Here is a 17,645-nt window from a genome sequence, read left to right as displayed (position 1 = left end):
TCATTTTCTCTTCGCTGTTTTTAAGGATGTCCATGGTTTTCGCCGGCACCTCATCCGGAGGCGGCACCTCACCCGGAGGCCGACGGCCCGCCTCCACGCTCGTATGGGTCATCCCTCCCGCCGCGATGGCGTTCTGCGCGGCGCTGGCCGTCGCCGTGGTCCCGGCCGGGGCGCGGGCCACGGTCGCCTGGTGCGGAGTGGCGGCGACGCTCGCGGTGGCCTTCGCGGCGGCCGAGGCGATGCGCCGCGGCCGGCTGATCACCACGCTGCGCACCAGGCTCTCCGCCCAGGAGGCCGAGTTCCGGCAGCGCCTGGCGGCCCAGGAGGCGGAGATCCGGCGGCTGACCCGGGAGGTGCTCCCCGCGACGGTGGCCCGGCTGCGGCGCGGTGCCATGGTGCACGAGGCGATGAAGGACGTCGACTACGCGCCCCGTCTCGACCCGGATTTCGACGCCGCCCACGAGCAGCTGCTGCGGTGGGTGCTGGACACCGTGCGGACCGAGGAGGACCTGAGGGACGCGGCCCAGCGGGCGTTCGTCAACATCGCCCGCCGGGTGCAGGCCATCGTCCACCAACAGGCCCAGGACATGCGGGAGATGGAGGACAAGCACGGCGCCGACCCGGACGTCTTCGAGGATCTGCTCCACCTGGACCACGGCAACGCCCTCATCGGCCGGCTGGCGGATTCCATCGCGGTCCTGGGCGGCTCCCGCCCGGGTCGCCAGTGGCAGAAGGAGGTGCCGCTGTTCAACGTCTGCCGCGGCGCCATGTCCCGCATCCTCGAGTACGAGCGGGTGGATCTGCACTCGGTGGCGGACGTCGCGATCGTCGGCCCCTCGGTGGAGCCGCTGATCCACGCCCTCGCCGAACTGCTGGACAACGCCACCCGCTACTCGCCGCCCAAGACCCGGGTGCACCTGACCGCGATCGAGGTCCAGTCCGGGGTCGCGATCGAGATCGAGGACGCCGGGGTGGGCCTGTCGGAGGAGGCGCGCAGACGCACCGACGCGGTGCTGCTCCAGGCGGCCACCGGATTCGACCTCAACGACCTGGGCGAGACACCGCGGCTCGGCCTGGCCGTGGTCGGCAGGCTCGCCGTGAGGTACCGGTTCCAGATCTCGTTGCGGCCCTCGGCGTACGGAGGGGTGCGCGCGGTGCTGGTCGTACCGCAGGACATCATCTGCCCCACCCCCGCGCCCGGCGGCGCGATCGCCCGCGCGGCCAAACTGCCCCCGCCCAAGCCCATCAAGCGGGCCACGCCCCTGCCGTCGCCCACCCGCACCGGCCCGATGGCGCAGGGCCGCCCCGGCCCCGGCCCCGGCCCCGGCTTCCGGCAGAACGGCGCCGGACTCCCGCAGCGCCGCCGCCGGATGCCCATGGTCGCCCCGGCCCCCTCGTTCCGCGTCGACTCCGCGCCCCCGGCGGCGCCCGCCCCGCCCCGCGAACCGGCCCGGCAGCCGGTACAGCCGGGGATCTGGCTGGACGCCTTCACCAAGGGGCTCAACGGCGAGCCGATCCCGGCGGCGGACGCGGCCACGGACGCGCCGGACCCCCGGAAGTCCCCCAGCACCCCGGACAACTCAGGCACCCCGAACACGTCGGACAAGGATGAGTAGGCAAGTGACGCAACCGCGGTTCAACATGGACTGGATGCTCCGGGACCTGGCGTCCAGCGTTCCGGAGACCCGGCACGTGGTCCTGCTGTCCTCGGACGGCCTGTGCATGGCCCAGGTCGGCGCGGACAAGGACACCGCCGACCGCCTGGCCGCCGCCTGCGCCGGGCTGCAGAGCCTCTCCGGCGCGATCGCCGCCGAGTTCCCCGAGGGGGACGGGCGGATGCGGCTGGTCGTCATCGAGGTCGACGGCGGGTTCTTCTATCTGATGGCGGCCGGTACCAGCTCGTATCTGGCGGTGCTCGCCGAGGACAGCGTGGACGCCGGGCTGATGGGCCAGTGCATGAGAGATCTCGTCGCCCGGCTCGGGGAGCACCTCAGCAGCCCGCCGCGGGTCGACGGACGCGTGACATGAGCGAGCCCGGCAAGCCGTGGGACGAGGGTGGCCCGGAGCGGCTCTACACGGTCAGCCGCGGCCGCGCCCCGCAGGAACCCCGGCACCGGCCCGTCGAACTCGTCAGCCTCATCGTGGCGCGCGCCGAACCGGAGCCGGGGACGGCCCCCGAGGCCGCGGCCGTGCTGAGGATGTGCCAGTTCCCGCTCTCGGTGGCGGAGATCTCCGCGTATCTGGTCCTGCCCGTCTCCACCGTCGCCGTGCTCCTCGCGGGGCTGCTGCGGGACGACCGGGTGGAGGTCAGGGCGCCGGTCCCGGCCGCCGTGCTGCCCGACCCCGAACTGCTGCAGGCGGTGATGCATGGACTACAGAACCTCTGAGGAAATCGCCGGACCGCGCAGCGAGGACACCCTCCCGGCCTCCGCGGCCGCCGCCGTCAAGGTGGTGATCGTCGGCGGCTTCGGCGTCGGCAAGACCACCATGGTCGGCTCGGTGAGCGAGATCCGCCCGCTGACCACCGAGGAGACCATGACCCAGGCCGGGGTCGGCGTCGACGACATCGCGGGGATCGAGCGCAAGACCGAGACCACCGTCGCGATGGACTTCGGCCGGATCAGCCTCAACGAACGGCTGGTGCTCTATCTGTTCGGCACCCCCGGCCAGGAGCGGTTCTGGTTCCTGTGGAACGGCCTCTTCGAGGGCGCCCTGGGCGCCGTGGTCCTGATCGACACCCGCCGTCTGGAGGTCAGCTTCGACGCGGTCGGACGGCTCGAGGAGCGCGGGGTGCCCTTCGTGGTCGCGGTCAACGCCTTCCCCGAGGCCCCCGTCCACTCCATGGCGGACCTGCGCGCGGCCATGGACCTGCCCGACTCCGTACCGATGATCGACTGCGATGCCCGCGACCGGACCTCCAGCCGCGACACCCTCCTCGCCCTCGTACGCCATCTGCAATCCCTCCACACCGTGACCCCGGAGACACCGTGACTCCTCATCCCGACGACCCCGGCACCGGGTCCGCCGATCTGCCGCCCACCCGGTGCCCCGTCCACACCGCGCTCTCCGACGCAGACGGCGGTCTGGTGGACCTCCTCGGGCCCGAGAACGAGAAGGACCCGATGGGGCTGTACGAGCGGCTGCGCACCGAGCACGGCCCGGTGGCCCCGATCGTGCTCGACGGTGGCATACCGGCCTGGCTGCTGCTGGGCTACCGCGAGAACCTGGAGGTCTCCCGCACCCCCTCCCGCTTCTCCCGCGACTCCCGCCACTGGCACGCCTGGAAGGACGGCAGGATCGCCGCCGACTCGCCCCTGCTGCCGGTGGTCGGCTGGCAGCCCATGTGCACCTTCGCCGACGGCGACGAGCACGAGCGGCTGCGGGCCGCGCTCACCGAGTCCATGGGGCGCTTCGACCGCCGCGGGATCCGCCGCCATGTCACCCGCTTCACCCACCAGCTGGTGAACGACTTCTGCGCCGACGGGGGCGCGGAAATGGTCACCGCCTTCGCCCAGCAGCTGCCCATGCTCGTCCTCACCCAACTGCTGGGCATGCCCGACGAGTACGGCCCCCGGCTGGTCGAGGCCACCCGGGACCTGATGAAGGGCACCGAGACGGCCCTGCGCAGCGACGCGTACGTCACCGACGCCCTCAAGGGCCTGGTGGACCGCAGGCGCGCCGAACCCGGCGAGGACCTGGCGTCCTGGCTGCTGGCCCACCCCTCCGGCCTCACCGAGGAGGAGGTGGTCCAGCATCTGCGGCTGGTGCTGCTCACCGGCAACGAGACCACCACCAATCTGATGGCCAACACGCTGCGCATGGTCCTCACCGATCCGCGCTTCCGCGCGTCCCTGGCCGGCGGTCATATGACGCTGCCGGACGCCATCGAGCATGTGCTGTGGAACGAGCCCCCGCTCACGGTCGTCCCCGGCCGCTGGGCCACCGGGGACACCGAGCTGGGCGGTCAGCGGATCAAGACCGGGGACATGCTGCTGCTGGGGCTGGCCGCCGGGAACGTCGACCCGGCCATCCGCCCCGACATCGCCGCGCCCATGTACGGCAACCGGTCCCATCTCGCCTTCAGCGGCGGCCCCCACGAATGCCCGGGGCAGGACATCGGCCGGGCCATCACGGACACCGCCATCGACACCCTGCTGCTGCGCCTGCCCGATCTGCGGCTGGCCGTGGACGAGTCCGAGCTGACCTGGCTCTCGTCCTGGATCTCCCGCCATCTCGTGGAGCTGCCGGTGGAGTTCATGCCCCGGCGCCCCGAGCCGGACATCATGGACCTCCCCGTCGAGGCCCTCCTGCCCCCTCGGCAGCGGGTGCCCTCGATGCCCGAGGACGCGTCGGCCCCGGTCCGGTCCGGCACCGAACGGCCCGCGGCGACGGCCCCCGGACGCGTCCCGTGGTGGGCGGCGTTATGGCGGTGGCTGCTGGGCAGGCCCTCGGGATCAGCTCCGAAGGGGTCCTCCGCCCCGTAGAGATCAGCTCCGGGCCACCACGACCCCCACGGTCAGCAGTCCGAGCACCACCCAGCTGAACCAGAGCCAGCCGTTGCTCCCCAGGGCCACGGTGTAGGCCGTCACCAGCACCAGGCCCCCTACCGTGGCCACCGTCATCGCCTTCGCGGAACCGGGCATCCCCGACCTCCTCACGGCGGTCCCGACGCCCCTTCGCCAGGACCCGGGCCACCCAGGGCCCGGGTCCATGGTCTCGCGGTCCGGGCCCCGACCGCTACGGGGTGTCCGGCGGGTCTTTCCGCTCCCCGCCGTAGGCGGCAAGGCCCGGCGGGCCCCTCCTGGCAGGCTGCCGGGACCGGACTCAGCGGCTCCGGGACTGGAGCGAGGTCACTGGCTCCGGGACTGGAGCGAGGCCAGATACGCGTTGTACGCCGCGAGCTCCTGGTCGCCGTCCCGGTCCGCGGTGCGGTCGATACGCCGCGCCTGGCGCTGCTCGGACTTGTACCACTGGTAGACCAGCGCCACCAGCACGATCACCGACGGGATCTCGCTGAAGGCCCAGGCGATACCGCCCGCCCAGGTCTGGTCCGACAGCGCGTCGATGCCCAGCGAGGCGGGCGGATGCCTGTACGTGCCGACCATGGGCTCGGACGCCATCATCAGCGCGATGCCGAAGAACGCGTGGAACGGCATGCCCGAGAACAGCTCCAGCATCCGCATCACATAGCCGGGCCGGTGCGGACCCGGGTCCACGCCCATGATCGGCCAGAAGAAGACCAGGCCCACCGCGAGGAAGTGGACCATCATCGCGATATGCCCGGCCTTGCTCTCCATCAGGAAGTCGAAGAGCGGGGTGAAGTACAGCGCGTACAGGCTCGCGATGAACAGCGGGATGGTGAACGCCGGGTGGGTGATGATCCGCATATAGCGGCTGTGCAACAGCGCGACCAGCAGCTCCCGGGGCCCCTTGCGGCCGCGCCCGGCCGCCGGGAGGGCCCGCAGGGTCAGCGTGACCGGCGCGCCCAGCAGCAGCAGGATCGGCGAGACCATGCTGATGATCATGTGCTGCACCATATGGACGCTGAACATGACCATGCCGTAGTCGTTCAGCTTGGTGCACATCGCGACCGCGATGGTCAGCACCCCGAGTACGAAGGAGACCACGCGCCCCACCGGCCAGGCGTCGCCGCGCCGCCGCAGCCGCGCGACGCCCCAGCCGTAAAGACCGAGCGCCAGCACACAGCCGACCAGGAAGAACGGATCGCCGCCGAACTCCAGCCCGCGCGACAGCGTGAACGGCGGCAGATCCATCATCATGCCGTGCCCGCCGTGATCCATCCGGTACACCTCCCAGTGCGCACGAAATGTGCTCGCACCAGCCTAGAACCGCATCGATCACAGCACGCACTCGGCCTCGGCGTACCGCTCGGCCGGGACCGTCTTCAGCCGCTCCACGGCCGACGCGAGCGGCACCAGGGTGATGTCCGTGCCGCGCAGCGCGGTGATCGTGCCGAATTCGCCGCGGTGGGCCGCCTCGACCGCGTGCCAGCCGAAGCGGGTGGCCAGCACCCTGTCGTACGCCGTCGGGGTGCCACCGCGCTGCACATGGCCCAGGATGACCGCCCGCGCCTCCTTGCCGAGCCGCCGCTCCAGCTCCGCGGAGAGGTGGCGGGCGATGCCCGCGAAGCGCTCGTGGCCGTAGACGTCCTTGCCGCCGGCCTCGTAGTCCATCGTGCCCTCGCGCGGCTTGGCACCCTCCGCCACCACCACGATCGCGAACTTCTTGCCCGCCTCGAACCGCGCCCCGACCGTCCTGGCCAGCTCCTCGATGTCGAACGGGCGCTCCGGGACGACGATGGCGTGGGCGCCCGCGGCCATGCCCGAGTGCAGCGCGATCCAGCCGGTGTGCCGCCCCATGACCTCGACGATCAGCACCCGCTGATGGGACTCCGCGGTGGTCTTGAGCCGGTCCAGGGCCTCGGTGGCGACCCCGACCGCGGTGTCGAAGCCGAAGGTCACATCGGTCGAGGCGATGTCGTTGTCGATGGTCTTGGGCACGCCGACGATCGGCAGCCCGGCGTCCGAGAGCAGCCGGGCGGCCTTCAGAGTGCCCTCCCCGCCGATGGGGATGACCGCGTCCAGGCCGAGCTCCGCCACATGCCCCTTGGCCCGCTCCACGCCGTCCCGCAGATGCTCGGGGCGCACCCGGGTGGAGCCGAGGATGGTGCCGCCGAGGGCCAGGATGCCGCTCACGGCGTCCAGGTCCAGCTTGCGGTAGTCGCACTCCAGCAGGCCCTTCCAGCCGTCCTGGAAGCCGATCACCTCATCGCCGTGGTCGACGGTGGCGCGGTGGACGACTGACCTGATGACCGCGTTCAGGCCGGGGCAGTCGCCGCCGGACGTGAGCACACCAATGCGCATGGCACGCATACCTCTGTCTGAGATGGGGGCCGACGGCCGGACCGCGTCGTCCGGCGGGACCCCGCCACCCTACAAGCGGGCGGGCGGCGGGGGCGCGGCCTGCGGCCTGATGTCCGACATGCGGTCACCCTGCGCTCGAACGGTGCCTGAGCTGCGCTCGGGCGAGCGGGAGGCGGCTCAGGCGGGCTGGGTCGCCGCCGCGATCCGCTCGTTGCGCAGCGCCTCGTACCACTGGTCGTTGACCGGCGGCAGCGCGTTCACATCGAGGGCCAGCTTCAGCAGGTGGTCCGCGATGTGCGGGTTGCGGGCCATCACCGGGCCGTGCATGTACGTCCCGAAGACGGTGTCGCTGTACGCGCCCTCGAAACCGTCCCCGGCGCCGTTTCCGTTGCCGAACCGGACCCGGGCGAAGGGGCGGGCGGTCGGGCCCAGGTGGGTGACGCCCTGGTGGTTCTCGAAGCCGGTCAGCGGGGGCAGCGCCAATCGCTCGTCGATGTCGGCCAGCACGTCCCCGACGCACCGGGCGCCCTCGCCGCGGGTGCTGACCACGTCCAGCAGCCCCAGGCCCTGCTGGCGCTGTCCGAGGTCGTTGACGAACTCATGGCCGAGGATCTGGTACCCGGCGCACACCGAGAAGACGATCGCCCCATTGGCCACCGCCCGGTTCAGCCCCCCGTCCCGCATCAGCCGCTCGGCGGCCAGCCGCTGCGGGCGGTCCTCGCCACCGCCGATCAGATAGACGTCCCCGGAGGTGGGGATCTGCTGGTCGGAGCGGACGTCCAGGCGGGAGACCTCCAGCCCGCGCTGCCGCGCCCGGCGCTCCACCACCAGGACGTTGCCCTGGTCGCCGTACGTGCTCAGCAGGTCGGGGTAGACCCACACCAGACGCAGGCCGTTCTGGCTCGTGCTACGCATCTTCGTGCCTCTCGTACGGGGGGGTCAGTTGCCGACCCGGCGGCGCAGGTCCTGGAACGCGGTGTAGTTGGCGATCACCTCGATGCGGCCGGGCGGGGAGATCCGTACCGCCTCGTCCGCGTCCGCGCAGACCCGGAAGTCCAGCCCGGCGACCTCCAGGCGCACCGCGAGGTCCAGCTTGCGGTCGCCGATCACGCAGATCGGGTGCCCGGCCAGCCGGGTGTAGTCCACGTCCCACAGCCAGGAGGTGTCGGTGCCGTCGGCGCCGCGCGCGTTCACCGAGAGGATCACCGGGGTGGGCGGCGGGTCGATCAGCGAGAAGGTCTCCAGCCAGCCGGCCGGGTTCTTCGCCAGCAGCAGCCGCAGCTGGCGCTCCTGGAAGGTGACCACGTCATACCGGCCGGCCACGGCCTGGACCTGGTACATCCGCTCCAGCGCGACCTGCGGGGGCACCCCGAAGGTGGCGGCGACGGCGGCCGAGGTGGCCGCGTTGGCCTTGTTCGCGCGGCCGGGGAGCTGGAGCTGGATGGGCCAGGCGGCGCCGTGCGGGTCGAGGACGTAGTCGCCGTTCAGCGCCCAGCTGGGCACCGGGCGGCGGAAGCCGCACTCCCCGCAGACCCAGTCGTCGCCCGGACGCTGCAGCACACCGCCGCAGGACGGGCAGGACCAGGCGTCGTCCTTCCACTCCTGCCCGGCCGCGACCCACACCACATTGGGGCTGGAGGAGGCGGCCCAGACGATCAGCGGGTCGTCCGCGTTGGCGATCACGACCGCCTTGCTGCCGGTCAGGCCCTCGCGCCACTTCTCGGCGAGCATCCGGGTCTCGGCGGCGCGGTCGAGCTGGTCACGGGAGAGGTTGAGGAGCGCGATGGCCTTGGGCTCGGTGTCGCGCGCCACACCGGCGAGGTACTTCTCGTCGACCTCGATGACGCCGTAGCGGGCATCGGAGCCGCCCGCCAGGGCGGAGGTGATACCGGCCGGCATATTGGCGCCCAGCGCGTTGGAGACGACCGGGCCGGCCGCCCGCAGCGCCTCGGCGATGAGCCGGGTGGTCGTGGTCTTGCCGTTGGTCGCCGACACCAGGATGACGTCCAGGTGCTGCGCCAGCCTGCTGAGCAGATCGGGGTCGAGGCGCAGGGCCACCTTGCCGCCGATCACCGATCCGCTGCCGCGGCCCGCGGCCTTCGACACCGCCGCCGCGGCCCTGCCCGCCGTCACGGCCAGCTTGGCCCGCGGTGACAGCGGCTCCGAGTTGCCTGCCATCGTCTTCTCGATCCTCCTCGCATACCGGCGCCGCTTCTGCCCCCCGAGGCGCCGGTGGTATGCCCCCTCCGCGCCGCGTCGCCGGCCGGGAGGCCACGGTCGGAGAGCAGCCTATCGAGATCCGGCGGCTGTCCCGAATTCCGTCCGTGCGCGGTGAGGCCCACCTCGCCGCGCCGTAAGCTTGGCTGCCATGCGACATGGCGTGATCCCGGGCAGCCGCGGTGCGGTGCGGCCCCTGCGGCTCCTCGGCGATCCGGCGCTGCGCGCGCCGTGCGAGGAGGTCACCGCGTTCGACGCCGAGCTCGCGCTGCTGATCGAGGACTTGTACGCCACGATGTACGCGGCCCACGGGGTGGGCCTCGCGGCCAATCAGATCGGTGTGGGGCTGCGGGTCTTCGTCTTCGACTGCCCGGACGACGAGGACCACCGCCATCTGGGGCATGTCGTCAACCCCCGGCCGGTCGCGGCCGACGGGGTGACGGTGCGCGGGCCGGAGGGCTGTCTGTCGCTGCCGGGTCTCGAGGCGGGCACCCCGCGCTACGACCACGTGGTGATCGAGGGCGTGACGATGACCGGGGAGCCGGTGCGGATCGAGGGCACGGGCTTCTTCGCGCGCTGCCTTCAGCACGAGTGCGACCATCTGGACGGCGGGCTGTTCATCGACCAGCTGACCGGGCTGCGGCGGCGCAGGGCGCTGCGGGCGATCCGCCGCGCCCCCTGGGCGCCGACCGGCGGCGCCGAGGCTGTGGAGGCGTAGGGGCCCGCGGGGTGTCCGGCGGACCGCGCGGCCTCCCGGCGCCTTCCCGCGGCGTCGCACATCGTCAGGTGCCGGGAGCCAGGAAGCTGCCGGGGCCTCAGAAGCCCGGTGCGCCGCCCCGGTCGTCCGCCAGCGACAGCCGCCCCCACAGCAGATCGGTGAGATGGTGCACCAACTGGCCGCGTGCGCAGGGCCGGTCGCGCAGCCACCAGTCACCGGCCGCGTGCATCATGCCCACGATCCCGTGGCCCCAGACCCGGGCCACCTCGTCGCCGCCGGGGCCCAGCTCCACCCGTTCGGCGATCACCGTGGCCAGCTCCTCGCCGAGCCGGCGCAGCAGCGGGGCGGAGTGGTGGCCGACGTCGAAGCTCTGCTCCGGCTCCTGCTGGCCGTGGTCGGCCGGGTGCATCAGGAAGCGGTACACCTGGGGCCTGGCCTCGATCGCGGCCAGATAGGTGTCCAGCGTGGCCTCCACGCGCTGCCTGCGGTCGTCGGCGGGCGCGTCCAGGGCCGCGCGCAGCGAGGCGAGCAGGGCGTCGGTGTGGCGCTTGGCGAGGGCGCGGTACAGCCCGCCCTTGTCGCCGAAGTGGCGGTACAGAATGGGCTTGGTGATGCCCGCTTCGGCGGCGATGGCGTTCATCGAGGCCTCTGGTCCGTCGCGCAGCACCACCCGGTCCGCGGCCTCCAGCAGCTCCTTGCGCCTCTGCTGGGCCGTCTGCCGCTGGTCGTCCCGCTGGCTGGTCCCGGTCCGCATGCGTTGCCTCCCCGCCCCCGATGTCGTACTCGCGTCCTACGCACCCGCGCTTCCCCGCGCGATCGCGCTCCGCGCTGAAGCGCAACGTAACACCCGAGGGGGGAGCGGGGCCCGCGTGCCCGGGGGAGTTGACATCGCCTACTGGGCGGTAACAGACTGCCGTTACCGCAGGTAATAAGCACGTGGAGGGGTCATGGCGGAGTTCTCGTTCGAGCTCGACGACGATCAGAAGGCGGTGCGCGACTGGATCCACGGCTTCGCCGCGGACGTCATGCGCCCGGCCGCCGCCGAATGGGACGAGCGCGAGGAGACCCCCTGGCCGATTATCCAGGAGGCCGCCAAGATCGGCCTGTACTCCCTGGACTTCTACGCCCAGCAGTACTTCGACCCCACGGGCCTCGGCATCCCCATGACCATGGAGGAGCTGTTCTGGGGCGACGCGGGCATCGCCCTGTCCATCGTCGGCACCGGCCTCGCCGCCGTCGGCGTCCTCGCCAACGGCACCGAGGAGCAGATCGGCACCTGGATCCCGCAGATGTACGGCGACGCCGACGATGTGAAGGTCGCCGCCTTCTGCTCCTCCGAGCCCGACGCGGGCTCCGACGTCGGCTCGATGCGCACCCGCGCCGGCTACGACGAGGCCAAGGACGAATGGGTGCTGAACGGCACCAAGACCTGGGCCACCAACGGCGGTATCGCAGGCGTCCATGTGGTGGTCGCGGTCGTCGACCCCGACCTCGGCTCCAAGGGCCACGCCTCGTTCATCATCCCGCCCGGCACCCCCGGTCTCTCCCAGGGCCAGAAGTTCAAGAAGCACGGCATCCGCGCCTCGCACACCGCCGAAGTGGTCCTCGACCAGGTGCGGGTGCCCGGCAGCTGCCTGCTCGGGGGCAAGGAGAAGCTGGACGAACGCCTCGCACGCGCCCGGGAGCGGGCCAAGTCGGGCGGGGAGCGGCTGAAGAACGCCGCCATGGCAACCTTCGAGGCGTCCCGCCCGGCCGTCGGCGCCATGGCGGTCGGCACCGCCCGCGCCGCGTACGAGGTCGCGCTCGACTACGCCAAGACCCGGCAGCAGTTCGGCCGCCCCATCATCGACAACCAGGGCGTCGCCTTCCAGCTCGCCGACATGCGCACCCGGATCGACGCCGCGCGGCTGATGGTGTGGCGCGCGTCGTGGATGGCCGTGAGCGGCCGGCCCTTCGAATCGGCCGAGGGCTCCATGTCCAAGCTGTTCGCCAGTGAGACCGCCAAGCAGGTCACCGCCCAGGCGGTGCAGATCCTCGGCGGCAACGGCTTCACCCGCGAGTACCCGGTCGAGCGGATGCACCGCGACGCCGCCATCTACACCATCTTCGAGGGCACCAGCGAGATCCAGCGCCTGGTCATCGCCCGCACCCTCTCCGGCGTTCAGATCCGCTAAACGCTCCGCTGGAAGTGTCGTGATGCGTCGTCGGCCGACTGCGGCGCCGTCGTGGCTGGTCGCGCCCGCGCGGCGGAGCCGCACATCGACACAGCCCCGCGCCCCTTCGGGGCGCTGCCCGAACCGTAGCGGACTTCCTCTGACCCGTTTAGGAGCGGCGGGCGCGTCAGACGGGGCCGACGCCCGCGCCGAAGCGCCGTTTCCGGGTCGCGAACGCGGCCAGCAGCGTGCGGAGCTCCTCACCGGTGAAGTCGGGCCACAGGGTGTCCACGAAGAAGAGCTCCGCGTAGGCCGCCCGCCAGAGCATGAAGTTGGAGATGCGCTGCTCCCCGGAGGTGCGCACCAGCATGTCGATGTCCGGCAGATCGGCGTGCGGCAGATGGCGGGTGAACAGCGCCTCGTCGATGAGCCCGGGGTCCAGCGCGCCGTCCGCCGAGGCGCGGGCCAGCGAGGTGGCCGCGCGGGCGATCTCCTCCCGGCCGCCGTGGTTGAAGCAGAAGGCCAGCGTCATGGCGCTGTTGTCGCGGGTGTCGTCCTCCGCGCGGCGGAGCGCGGCCAGCGTGGCCCGGGGGAGCCGGGCCTCCGAGCCCAGCCAGCGCAGCCGCACCCCCCGCTCGCCGTAGCCGCGGAAGACATCCGCCAGCTGGGCGGTGAGCCGCATCAGGGCGGCCACCTCGCCGCGCGGCCGGTTCCAGTTCTCGGTGGAGAAGAAGAACAGCGACAGGTGTTCGATGCCCTCCTCCAGGGCCGTGTCCACCACCCGCGGCAGCGCGAGCACCCCCGCCTGGTGGCCGCGGGTGCGGGAGAGGCCGCGCAGGGCGGCCCAGCGGCCGTTGCCGTCCATGATGATGGCCAGGTGCCGCGGCCGCCCCGGCGCCTCGTCGTGGGGGCCGCGGCGCTGTCGTACGACGGCGGGGGCCCCGGCGACCGACGCCTGGAGCAGCCGCTTGAAGGAGGGCACTCTCCAGGCCCCGACCTCGAACACCCGTGCGTCCCTCCGCCTCGCTTCCCGGCGCCGTGTCTGACGACGCGACGGGGGCGGGGGTTACCTCCCCGGTGGCCGAACCATTCGTTTGGTCGTCACCGCCGTCACGGCTTGCGCGCCACGCCCCCGTGGACATCGGTGGTCTCGATGTCCGTCTCGGAGGGGGCCGGGCGCCACAGCGGACACGACACGATACCGGGCTCGATCAGCTCCAGGCCCTCGTAGAAGCGGCTGATCTGCTCGACGCTGCGCAGCACGTACGGCACGGCGCCGGTGTCGTCGTAGCCCTGCTGGGCCTGCTTGAGCGCCTGGTCGGTGTCGGTGCTGTCGTAGTGCACGAAGTAGCTGCCGGCCGGTAAGGCGGCCTGGAGCCGCCGCACGATCGACACCGACTCCTCGTAGTTCTGGATGTGACCGAGGATGCCCATCAGCATCAGGGCGATGGGCCGGTCGAAGTCGAGCGTCTTCGACGCGGCCTCCAGGATCCGCTCGGGCTCGTGCAGATCGGCGTCGATGTAGTCGGTCACCCCCTCGCGGGTGCTGGTGAGCAGCGCCTGGGCGTGCCGGAGCACCAGGGGGTCGTTGTCCACGTAGACGATGCGGGCCTGGGGCGCCACCCGCTGGGCCACCTGGTGGGTGTTGTCGTAGGTGGGCAGCCCGGTGCCGATGTCCAGGAACTGCCGGATTCCGCATTCGCCCGCCACATGGGTGACGGTGCGGATGAGATACGCGCGCGAGGCGCGGGCCATGGTCGCGATGTTCGGGGCGACCTCCCGGTACTCGTCACCGGCGATCCGGTCGACCTCGTAGTTGTCCTTGCCGCCCATCCAGTAGTTCCAGATCCGGGCCGAATGCGGCACCGTGGTGTCGATCTTGGTGAGGGCCTGCTGGTCGGGGGTGGACGAGCCGTCTGTCATAGCGCCAGTCTCCTGCCGTGCGGATGCGATGCGGATGCGATTCGCGGGACACCAACTTAGGGCCGGTGCCCGGGAGTTCAGCTCTGCTCGGCGAACGGCACGGGGGAACGGATGCGCGGGAAGGGCCGGGCGAACGAGACCACCGGGGACTCCGGCGCCGCCTCGCCGTGGCCCGGATCCGGGTCCGGGCCGCCGCCGGAGGCCGGCCGCTCCTCGACGGTGAGGACCGGGGCGTGCTCGGCGAGAGTGGAAAAGGCGTGGTCATAGCCCGTGACCGCGGCGTCGATCTCCGCGAGGGCCGCCGCCGAGGCGCCGCGCGCGGCCAGCCGGTCCTCCAGCACGTACACCGGAGCGGTCACATGGACGAAGGCGCCGTCGCGCTCCGCCACCGCCTCGGCGAAGTCGAACGCCTGAATCCACGTCACCCGGGAGTGGCCACGGCGCAGCGGCCCGTAGACGAGCTCGCCGACCAGCCCGGCGTCGACCGCGAGGGCGCCGTCGTGCTGGAGGAGTTCGCGGTACGGCCGGACCGGGTCGACATGGGGCAGGTCGCGGGAGGCGCGGGTGACGGTGTAGCCGTGCAGGCGGGCGAGACCGGTCAGCAGCGCGTCCCTGCCGACTCCGTCGCAGCCCTCGACGATCAGGGTGCGGTGCTGTGTCACCGCGTGGTCGAGGTTCATTACGGCATCCTGTCGGTCCCATGGGCTCTGCACATCTGCAAGGGGGACGACACCGCCGCCCGCCACGGCGTCTTCAGTGTGCGTGGCGGGACGGCGGGGACGGGAGTGCGGTGCGGGGTTGTGCGGTTGTGCGGGCGTAGTGGTTTTCGGGGATTTCCGGGGAACGGGCCGTGGACGGCCCGCTCTAGGAGATGACGGCCCGCTCTAGGAGATGAGGAAGTCCGCTTCGCCGGCCTTCGCCGCCTCCAGGAAGGACGCCACCTCCGAGCGGGTGTAGATCAGCGCGGGCCCGGCCGGGTCGGTGGACTGGCGCAGCGCGATCCGCCCGTCCGGCAGTCGCTTGGCCTCGATGCAGGTGCCGCCGTTGGACCCGCTCCAGGGTTTCTCCCAGCCCTCAGTGCCCAGGTCCGTGGCCGGCATTCCGGTGTAGACGGGGTCATGCATCTCAGTGCTCCTTACGCAGTTCGGCCAGGATGGTGCTGCTGTCGCCGATCGGCTCGGCCTGGACCGCCATCCGGTCCAGGACCTCGAGATAGGCGACGACTTCGGCCGGCTTGTCCACATAGACCGCCCCGGTGAGGCTCTCGGTGTAGACGACGTCCGGCAGTTCGGAGAATCCGAAGCGGAAGTAGTGGAAGGGGCCGAAGGCCCCGGGGTGCGGCCCCGCCGCGAACCGCATGATCTGCAGCCTGACCTTGGGGATGTCCAAGGTGTCGATGAGGTGGTCGATCTGGTCGCGCATCACCCGCGAGCCGCCGACCGGGCGGTGCAGCACTGTTTCGTCGAGGATGGCCCAGATGGTCGGCGCGTCCGACTTGGTGAGCAGGCTCTGGCGCTTGACCCGAAGGGCGATCCGGCGCTCCAACTCCTCCTCGGTGTCACTCGGGAAGCCCATGCGTAGTACCGCTCGCGCGTAGTCCTCGGTTTGGAGCAGCCCGGGGACGTAGTGGGGCTCGTACGCGCGAATGACGGTGGCCTCACTTTCGAGGCTTACGTAAACACTGAACCAGTCCGGAAGCACATCGCGGAACTGATGCCACCAGCCCGGCTGGTTGGCCTCGCGTGCCAGAGCGAGGAAATCCTCCATCTCCGGGCCGCGGACGCCGTAGTTCCGCAGCAGCTCCTTCAGATACGGGATCTTGAGGCCGACTTCCGCCTTTTCCATCCTGCGCACGGTCAACGGGGTGACCTCGATGGCCTTCGCGGCTTCCTCGAACGACACCTTCGCCCGCTCGCGCAGATGCCGCAGACGCTTGCCCAGGACTCTCCGCAAAACGGTGGGGGCGGCGCCGGCCGGCCGTGCCTCGCTCACGTCCGCCTCCCGTAGGAATGGCTGTCATATGCCTGCACAGTGTGCCACGCGATGGATGACACAGACAGAGCGAGCGGAGCGCTTTGAAATTATCAGAACGAAGGTTGCGGGGTGACGGCATCACCACTCATAGTGAGCACGTGACCCATCTCACCCTCCATGGCGAGGGCTCCCAACCACCTATGTCCACAACGTCGTTGAGGCTCCCGGCTGACCGGTGGGCGGCGAGCGACGGGGATCCCGCAGACCGCCGTGGCTCGAAACAGGGACGGTCACGGTGACGCATCACGCACAGCCGGTAAGCGGGCGCCAAGGCGCCATGGCCAACGGCGCGTTGGCCGCCGCTCTGAAGGAATCCGGGTGCTCCTACGCCTCATTGGCCCTGCGGGTCAATGAACTGGGCCGTAGGCAGGGGCGCGAGTCGAACTACGACAAGGCGTCCGTCACCCGCTGGCTGCAAGGCGGACAGCCGCGCGGCACCACGCCGGAGCTGATCGCCGCCGTGCTCTCCCACCGGCTCGGCAGGCCCCTGGGCCCCGCCGAGCTGGGGTTCATCTCCGACCGACAGCGCCCGGTCGTGGCTCGGGCGCTGGCCTACCGGGAGGACGTAAGCGAAACCTTGCACACGCTCGCCGAACTCGGCTCCACCGACATATCCCGCCGCAGCCTGCTGGGTGCGGTGCCCTTCGTCGCCGGCGCGCTGGTGACCCCACAGCGCGAATGGCTGCTGTGGCTGGTCGAGAACCAGGACACCGCCCGGCTCGCACCCGCGGCCGAAGGCGGCCGCGTCGAACAGGTCCACGCGGCGATCAACATGTTCGACGAGATGGACAATCGCTTCGGCGGCGGCCAGGTCCGCGCCAGCATCGTGCTCTATCTGTCGACCGAGGTCGTCCCCATGCTCCAGCAGCGCGGCGCGCCACCGCAGGAGCGGCGCCAGCTGTTCACCGCCGCCGCCAAGCTGGCCGCGATGGCCGGCTGGAGCAGCTATGACAACGCCGAATACGGCTTGGCCCAGCGCTATATGACCCAGGCGCTGCGGCTGTGCGCCGAGGGCGGCGACCGGGTCCTGGGCGGTCAGATCCTGGCCGGCCTGTCCCATCTGGCGACCAACCTGGGCCAGCCCGAGGCGGGGGTCGAGTTGGCCCGGGTCGGTGTCGCCACCGCCAAGCACGCCGGAAGCCCGCTCGGGCTGATGCGGTTGCACGCCATGGCCGCCCGTGGCTACGCCGCACTGGACCAGCCCCGGGAGGCGTCCAAGTCGCTGCGCGCGGCCGACGCCCAGCTGGAGGCCAGCCAGGGTCCCGAGCAGGAGTCGCCCTGGGTGCGCTTCCTCGACCACCACTATCTGGCCGCCGAGGCGGCGCTGTGCTTCCGCGACCTGGGCAATGCCACGGACGCCGAGCACGCCGCCGCCGAATCCGTGCGCGCCAACGCCGAGCGGCGCCGGCGCCAGGCCATCAGCAGATCCGTGCTGGCCACGGCCTATCTCCAGCAGAGCCGGCTGGACGAGGCCGTGGGCACCGCGGGCGAGGCACTCGACACGCTCAGCGGGGTGCACAGCGAGCGCTCGATTCAGGCGCTGCGCGACTTCCGCACCCGGCTGCGGCCGCACCGCGGAGAGCCCATGGTCAGGGAGTTCGAGCAGCGCTCCCGGACCGTGCTCGGCGTGGCCGCCTGAGGTATCCGGCCTCGGGGCCTCGCCCCGCCGGTGCCTTGGGTGAAGTCTCCGGCCGCTCCACGTGGGCGGCCGGTGGC

At 71.6% G+C, this 17,645-nt stretch carries 19 protein-coding genes; 8 read left to right on the top strand and 11 right to left on the bottom strand.

Annotation, left to right across the window (positions count from 1 at the left end):
- Nucleotides 1-32: 32 nt before the first annotated feature.
- From J2Z30_RS18035 to J2Z30_RS18015, 5 genes are read left to right on the top strand one after another with little or no spacing between them, the layout of a single operon-like run.
- On the top strand, nt 33-1,616 hold the full coding sequence (locus J2Z30_RS18035; protein ID WP_044568124.1) for a sensor histidine kinase: 1,584 nt from the start codon (nt 33-35) through the stop codon (nt 1,614-1,616).
- The gene (locus J2Z30_RS18030; protein ID WP_044568123.1) at nt 1,609-2,028 is read left to right on the top strand and encodes a roadblock/LC7 domain-containing protein; all 420 of its coding nucleotides are present in this window, start codon (nt 1,609-1,611) and stop codon (nt 2,026-2,028) included. Before J2Z30_RS18035 ends, J2Z30_RS18030 begins: the two co-directional genes overlap by 8 nt.
- Nucleotides 2,025-2,387, top strand: a complete 363-nt coding sequence (locus J2Z30_RS18025; protein ID WP_044568122.1) for a DUF742 domain-containing protein — start codon at nt 2,025-2,027, stop codon at nt 2,385-2,387. The genes J2Z30_RS18030 and J2Z30_RS18025 overlap by 4 nt, the downstream gene beginning before the upstream one ends.
- Nucleotides 2,368-2,991, top strand: a complete 624-nt coding sequence (locus J2Z30_RS18020; RefSeq protein WP_044568121.1) for a GTP-binding protein — start codon at nt 2,368-2,370, stop codon at nt 2,989-2,991. Before J2Z30_RS18025 ends, J2Z30_RS18020 begins: the two co-directional genes overlap by 20 nt.
- The gene (locus J2Z30_RS18015; RefSeq protein ID WP_044568120.1) at nt 2,988-4,484 is read left to right on the top strand and encodes a cytochrome P450; all 1,497 of its coding nucleotides are present in this window, start codon (nt 2,988-2,990) and stop codon (nt 4,482-4,484) included. Before J2Z30_RS18020 ends, J2Z30_RS18015 begins: the two co-directional genes overlap by 4 nt.
- Before the next feature lie 3 nt (nt 4,485-4,487).
- On the opposite strand, the gene J2Z30_RS18010 is transcribed toward J2Z30_RS18015, so the two are convergent.
- From J2Z30_RS18010 to J2Z30_RS17990, 5 genes are all read right to left on the bottom strand, one after another.
- The gene (locus tag J2Z30_RS18010; protein ID WP_044568119.1) at nt 4,488-4,643 is read right to left on the bottom strand and encodes a hypothetical protein; all 156 of its coding nucleotides are present in this window, start codon (nt 4,641-4,643) and stop codon (nt 4,488-4,490) included.
- Between the two features lie 207 nt (nt 4,644-4,850).
- Complete coding sequence (locus tag J2Z30_RS18005) at nt 4,851-5,801, bottom strand: cytochrome c oxidase assembly protein (RefSeq protein ID WP_044568118.1); 951 nt, start codon at nt 5,799-5,801, stop codon at nt 4,851-4,853.
- A gap of 57 nt (nt 5,802-5,858) precedes the next feature.
- Nucleotides 5,859-6,884 carry a 6-phosphofructokinase gene (locus tag J2Z30_RS18000; protein WP_044568117.1) on the bottom strand — a complete coding sequence of 342 codons (1,026 nt, stop codon included), beginning with the start codon at nt 6,882-6,884 and terminating at the stop codon, nt 5,859-5,861.
- A 177-nt stretch (nt 6,885-7,061) separates the two neighbouring features.
- A complete protein-coding gene (locus J2Z30_RS17995; protein ID WP_044568116.1) occupies nt 7,062-7,799 on the bottom strand; it encodes a type 1 glutamine amidotransferase in 738 nt (245 codons plus the stop codon).
- Between the two features lie 24 nt (nt 7,800-7,823).
- Nucleotides 7,824-9,062, bottom strand: coding sequence for a Mur ligase family protein (locus J2Z30_RS17990; RefSeq protein WP_044568115.1), 1,239 nt, complete (start codon nt 9,060-9,062; stop codon nt 7,824-7,826).
- 190 nt (nt 9,063-9,252) lie between these two features.
- On the opposite strand from J2Z30_RS17990, the gene def reads away from it, so the two are divergent.
- Nucleotides 9,253-9,819 (top strand): peptide deformylase, encoded by a 567-nt coding sequence (def, locus tag J2Z30_RS17985; RefSeq protein WP_209468729.1) that lies wholly within the window; start codon nt 9,253-9,255, stop codon nt 9,817-9,819.
- Between the two features lie 97 nt (nt 9,820-9,916).
- Here def and J2Z30_RS17980 read toward each other — a convergent pair whose 3' ends face one another.
- Complete coding sequence (locus J2Z30_RS17980; protein ID WP_044568112.1) at nt 9,917-10,573, bottom strand: TetR/AcrR family transcriptional regulator; 657 nt, start codon at nt 10,571-10,573, stop codon at nt 9,917-9,919.
- Nucleotides 10,574-10,766: 193 nt separating this feature from the next.
- Here J2Z30_RS17980 and J2Z30_RS17975 point away from each other — a divergent pair, with 193 nt between their 5' ends.
- On the top strand, nt 10,767-11,993 hold the full coding sequence (locus tag J2Z30_RS17975) for an acyl-CoA dehydrogenase family protein (protein ID WP_044568110.1): 1,227 nt from the start codon (nt 10,767-10,769) through the stop codon (nt 11,991-11,993).
- A 166-nt stretch (nt 11,994-12,159) separates the two neighbouring features.
- Here J2Z30_RS17975 and uppS read toward each other — a convergent pair whose 3' ends face one another.
- The 5 genes from uppS to J2Z30_RS17950 all read right to left on the bottom strand — a co-directional run bounded on the left by uppS (nt 12,160) and on the right by J2Z30_RS17950 (nt 15,887).
- A complete protein-coding gene (gene uppS, locus J2Z30_RS17970; protein WP_078956492.1) occupies nt 12,160-12,978 on the bottom strand; it encodes a polyprenyl diphosphate synthase in 819 nt (272 codons plus the stop codon).
- 104 nt (nt 12,979-13,082) lie between these two features.
- Nucleotides 13,083-13,895, bottom strand: a complete 813-nt coding sequence (locus tag J2Z30_RS17965; RefSeq protein WP_044568109.1) for an SAM-dependent methyltransferase — start codon at nt 13,893-13,895, stop codon at nt 13,083-13,085.
- A 77-nt stretch (nt 13,896-13,972) separates the two neighbouring features.
- Nucleotides 13,973-14,575 carry a hypothetical protein gene (locus J2Z30_RS17960; protein ID WP_044568108.1) on the bottom strand — a complete coding sequence of 201 codons (603 nt, stop codon included), beginning with the start codon at nt 14,573-14,575 and terminating at the stop codon, nt 13,973-13,975.
- A 204-nt stretch (nt 14,576-14,779) separates the two neighbouring features.
- Complete coding sequence (locus J2Z30_RS17955; RefSeq protein ID WP_020866552.1) at nt 14,780-15,019, bottom strand: DUF397 domain-containing protein; 240 nt, start codon at nt 15,017-15,019, stop codon at nt 14,780-14,782.
- 1 nt (nt 15,020) lies between these two features.
- Entirely contained in the window at nt 15,021-15,887 is an 867-nt protein-coding gene (locus J2Z30_RS17950) for a Sco1979 family transcriptional regulator (protein WP_044568107.1), read from the bottom strand.
- A 319-nt stretch (nt 15,888-16,206) separates the two neighbouring features.
- Between J2Z30_RS17950 and J2Z30_RS17945 the strand changes: the two genes are divergently transcribed.
- Nucleotides 16,207-17,568 carry an NsdA family TPR-like regulatory protein gene (locus J2Z30_RS17945; protein ID WP_044568106.1) on the top strand — a complete coding sequence of 454 codons (1,362 nt, stop codon included), beginning with the start codon at nt 16,207-16,209 and terminating at the stop codon, nt 17,566-17,568.
- Nucleotides 17,569-17,645: the final 77 nt, after the last annotated feature.

Origin of the sequence: Streptomyces iranensis (assembly GCF_017874715.1) — a bacterium.
GTDB lineage: Bacteria > Actinomycetota > Actinomycetes > Streptomycetales > Streptomycetaceae > Streptomyces > Streptomyces iranensis.
Note: the sequence above shows the minus strand (reverse complement) of the source record. Positions and strands in the feature narration are given on the sequence as shown.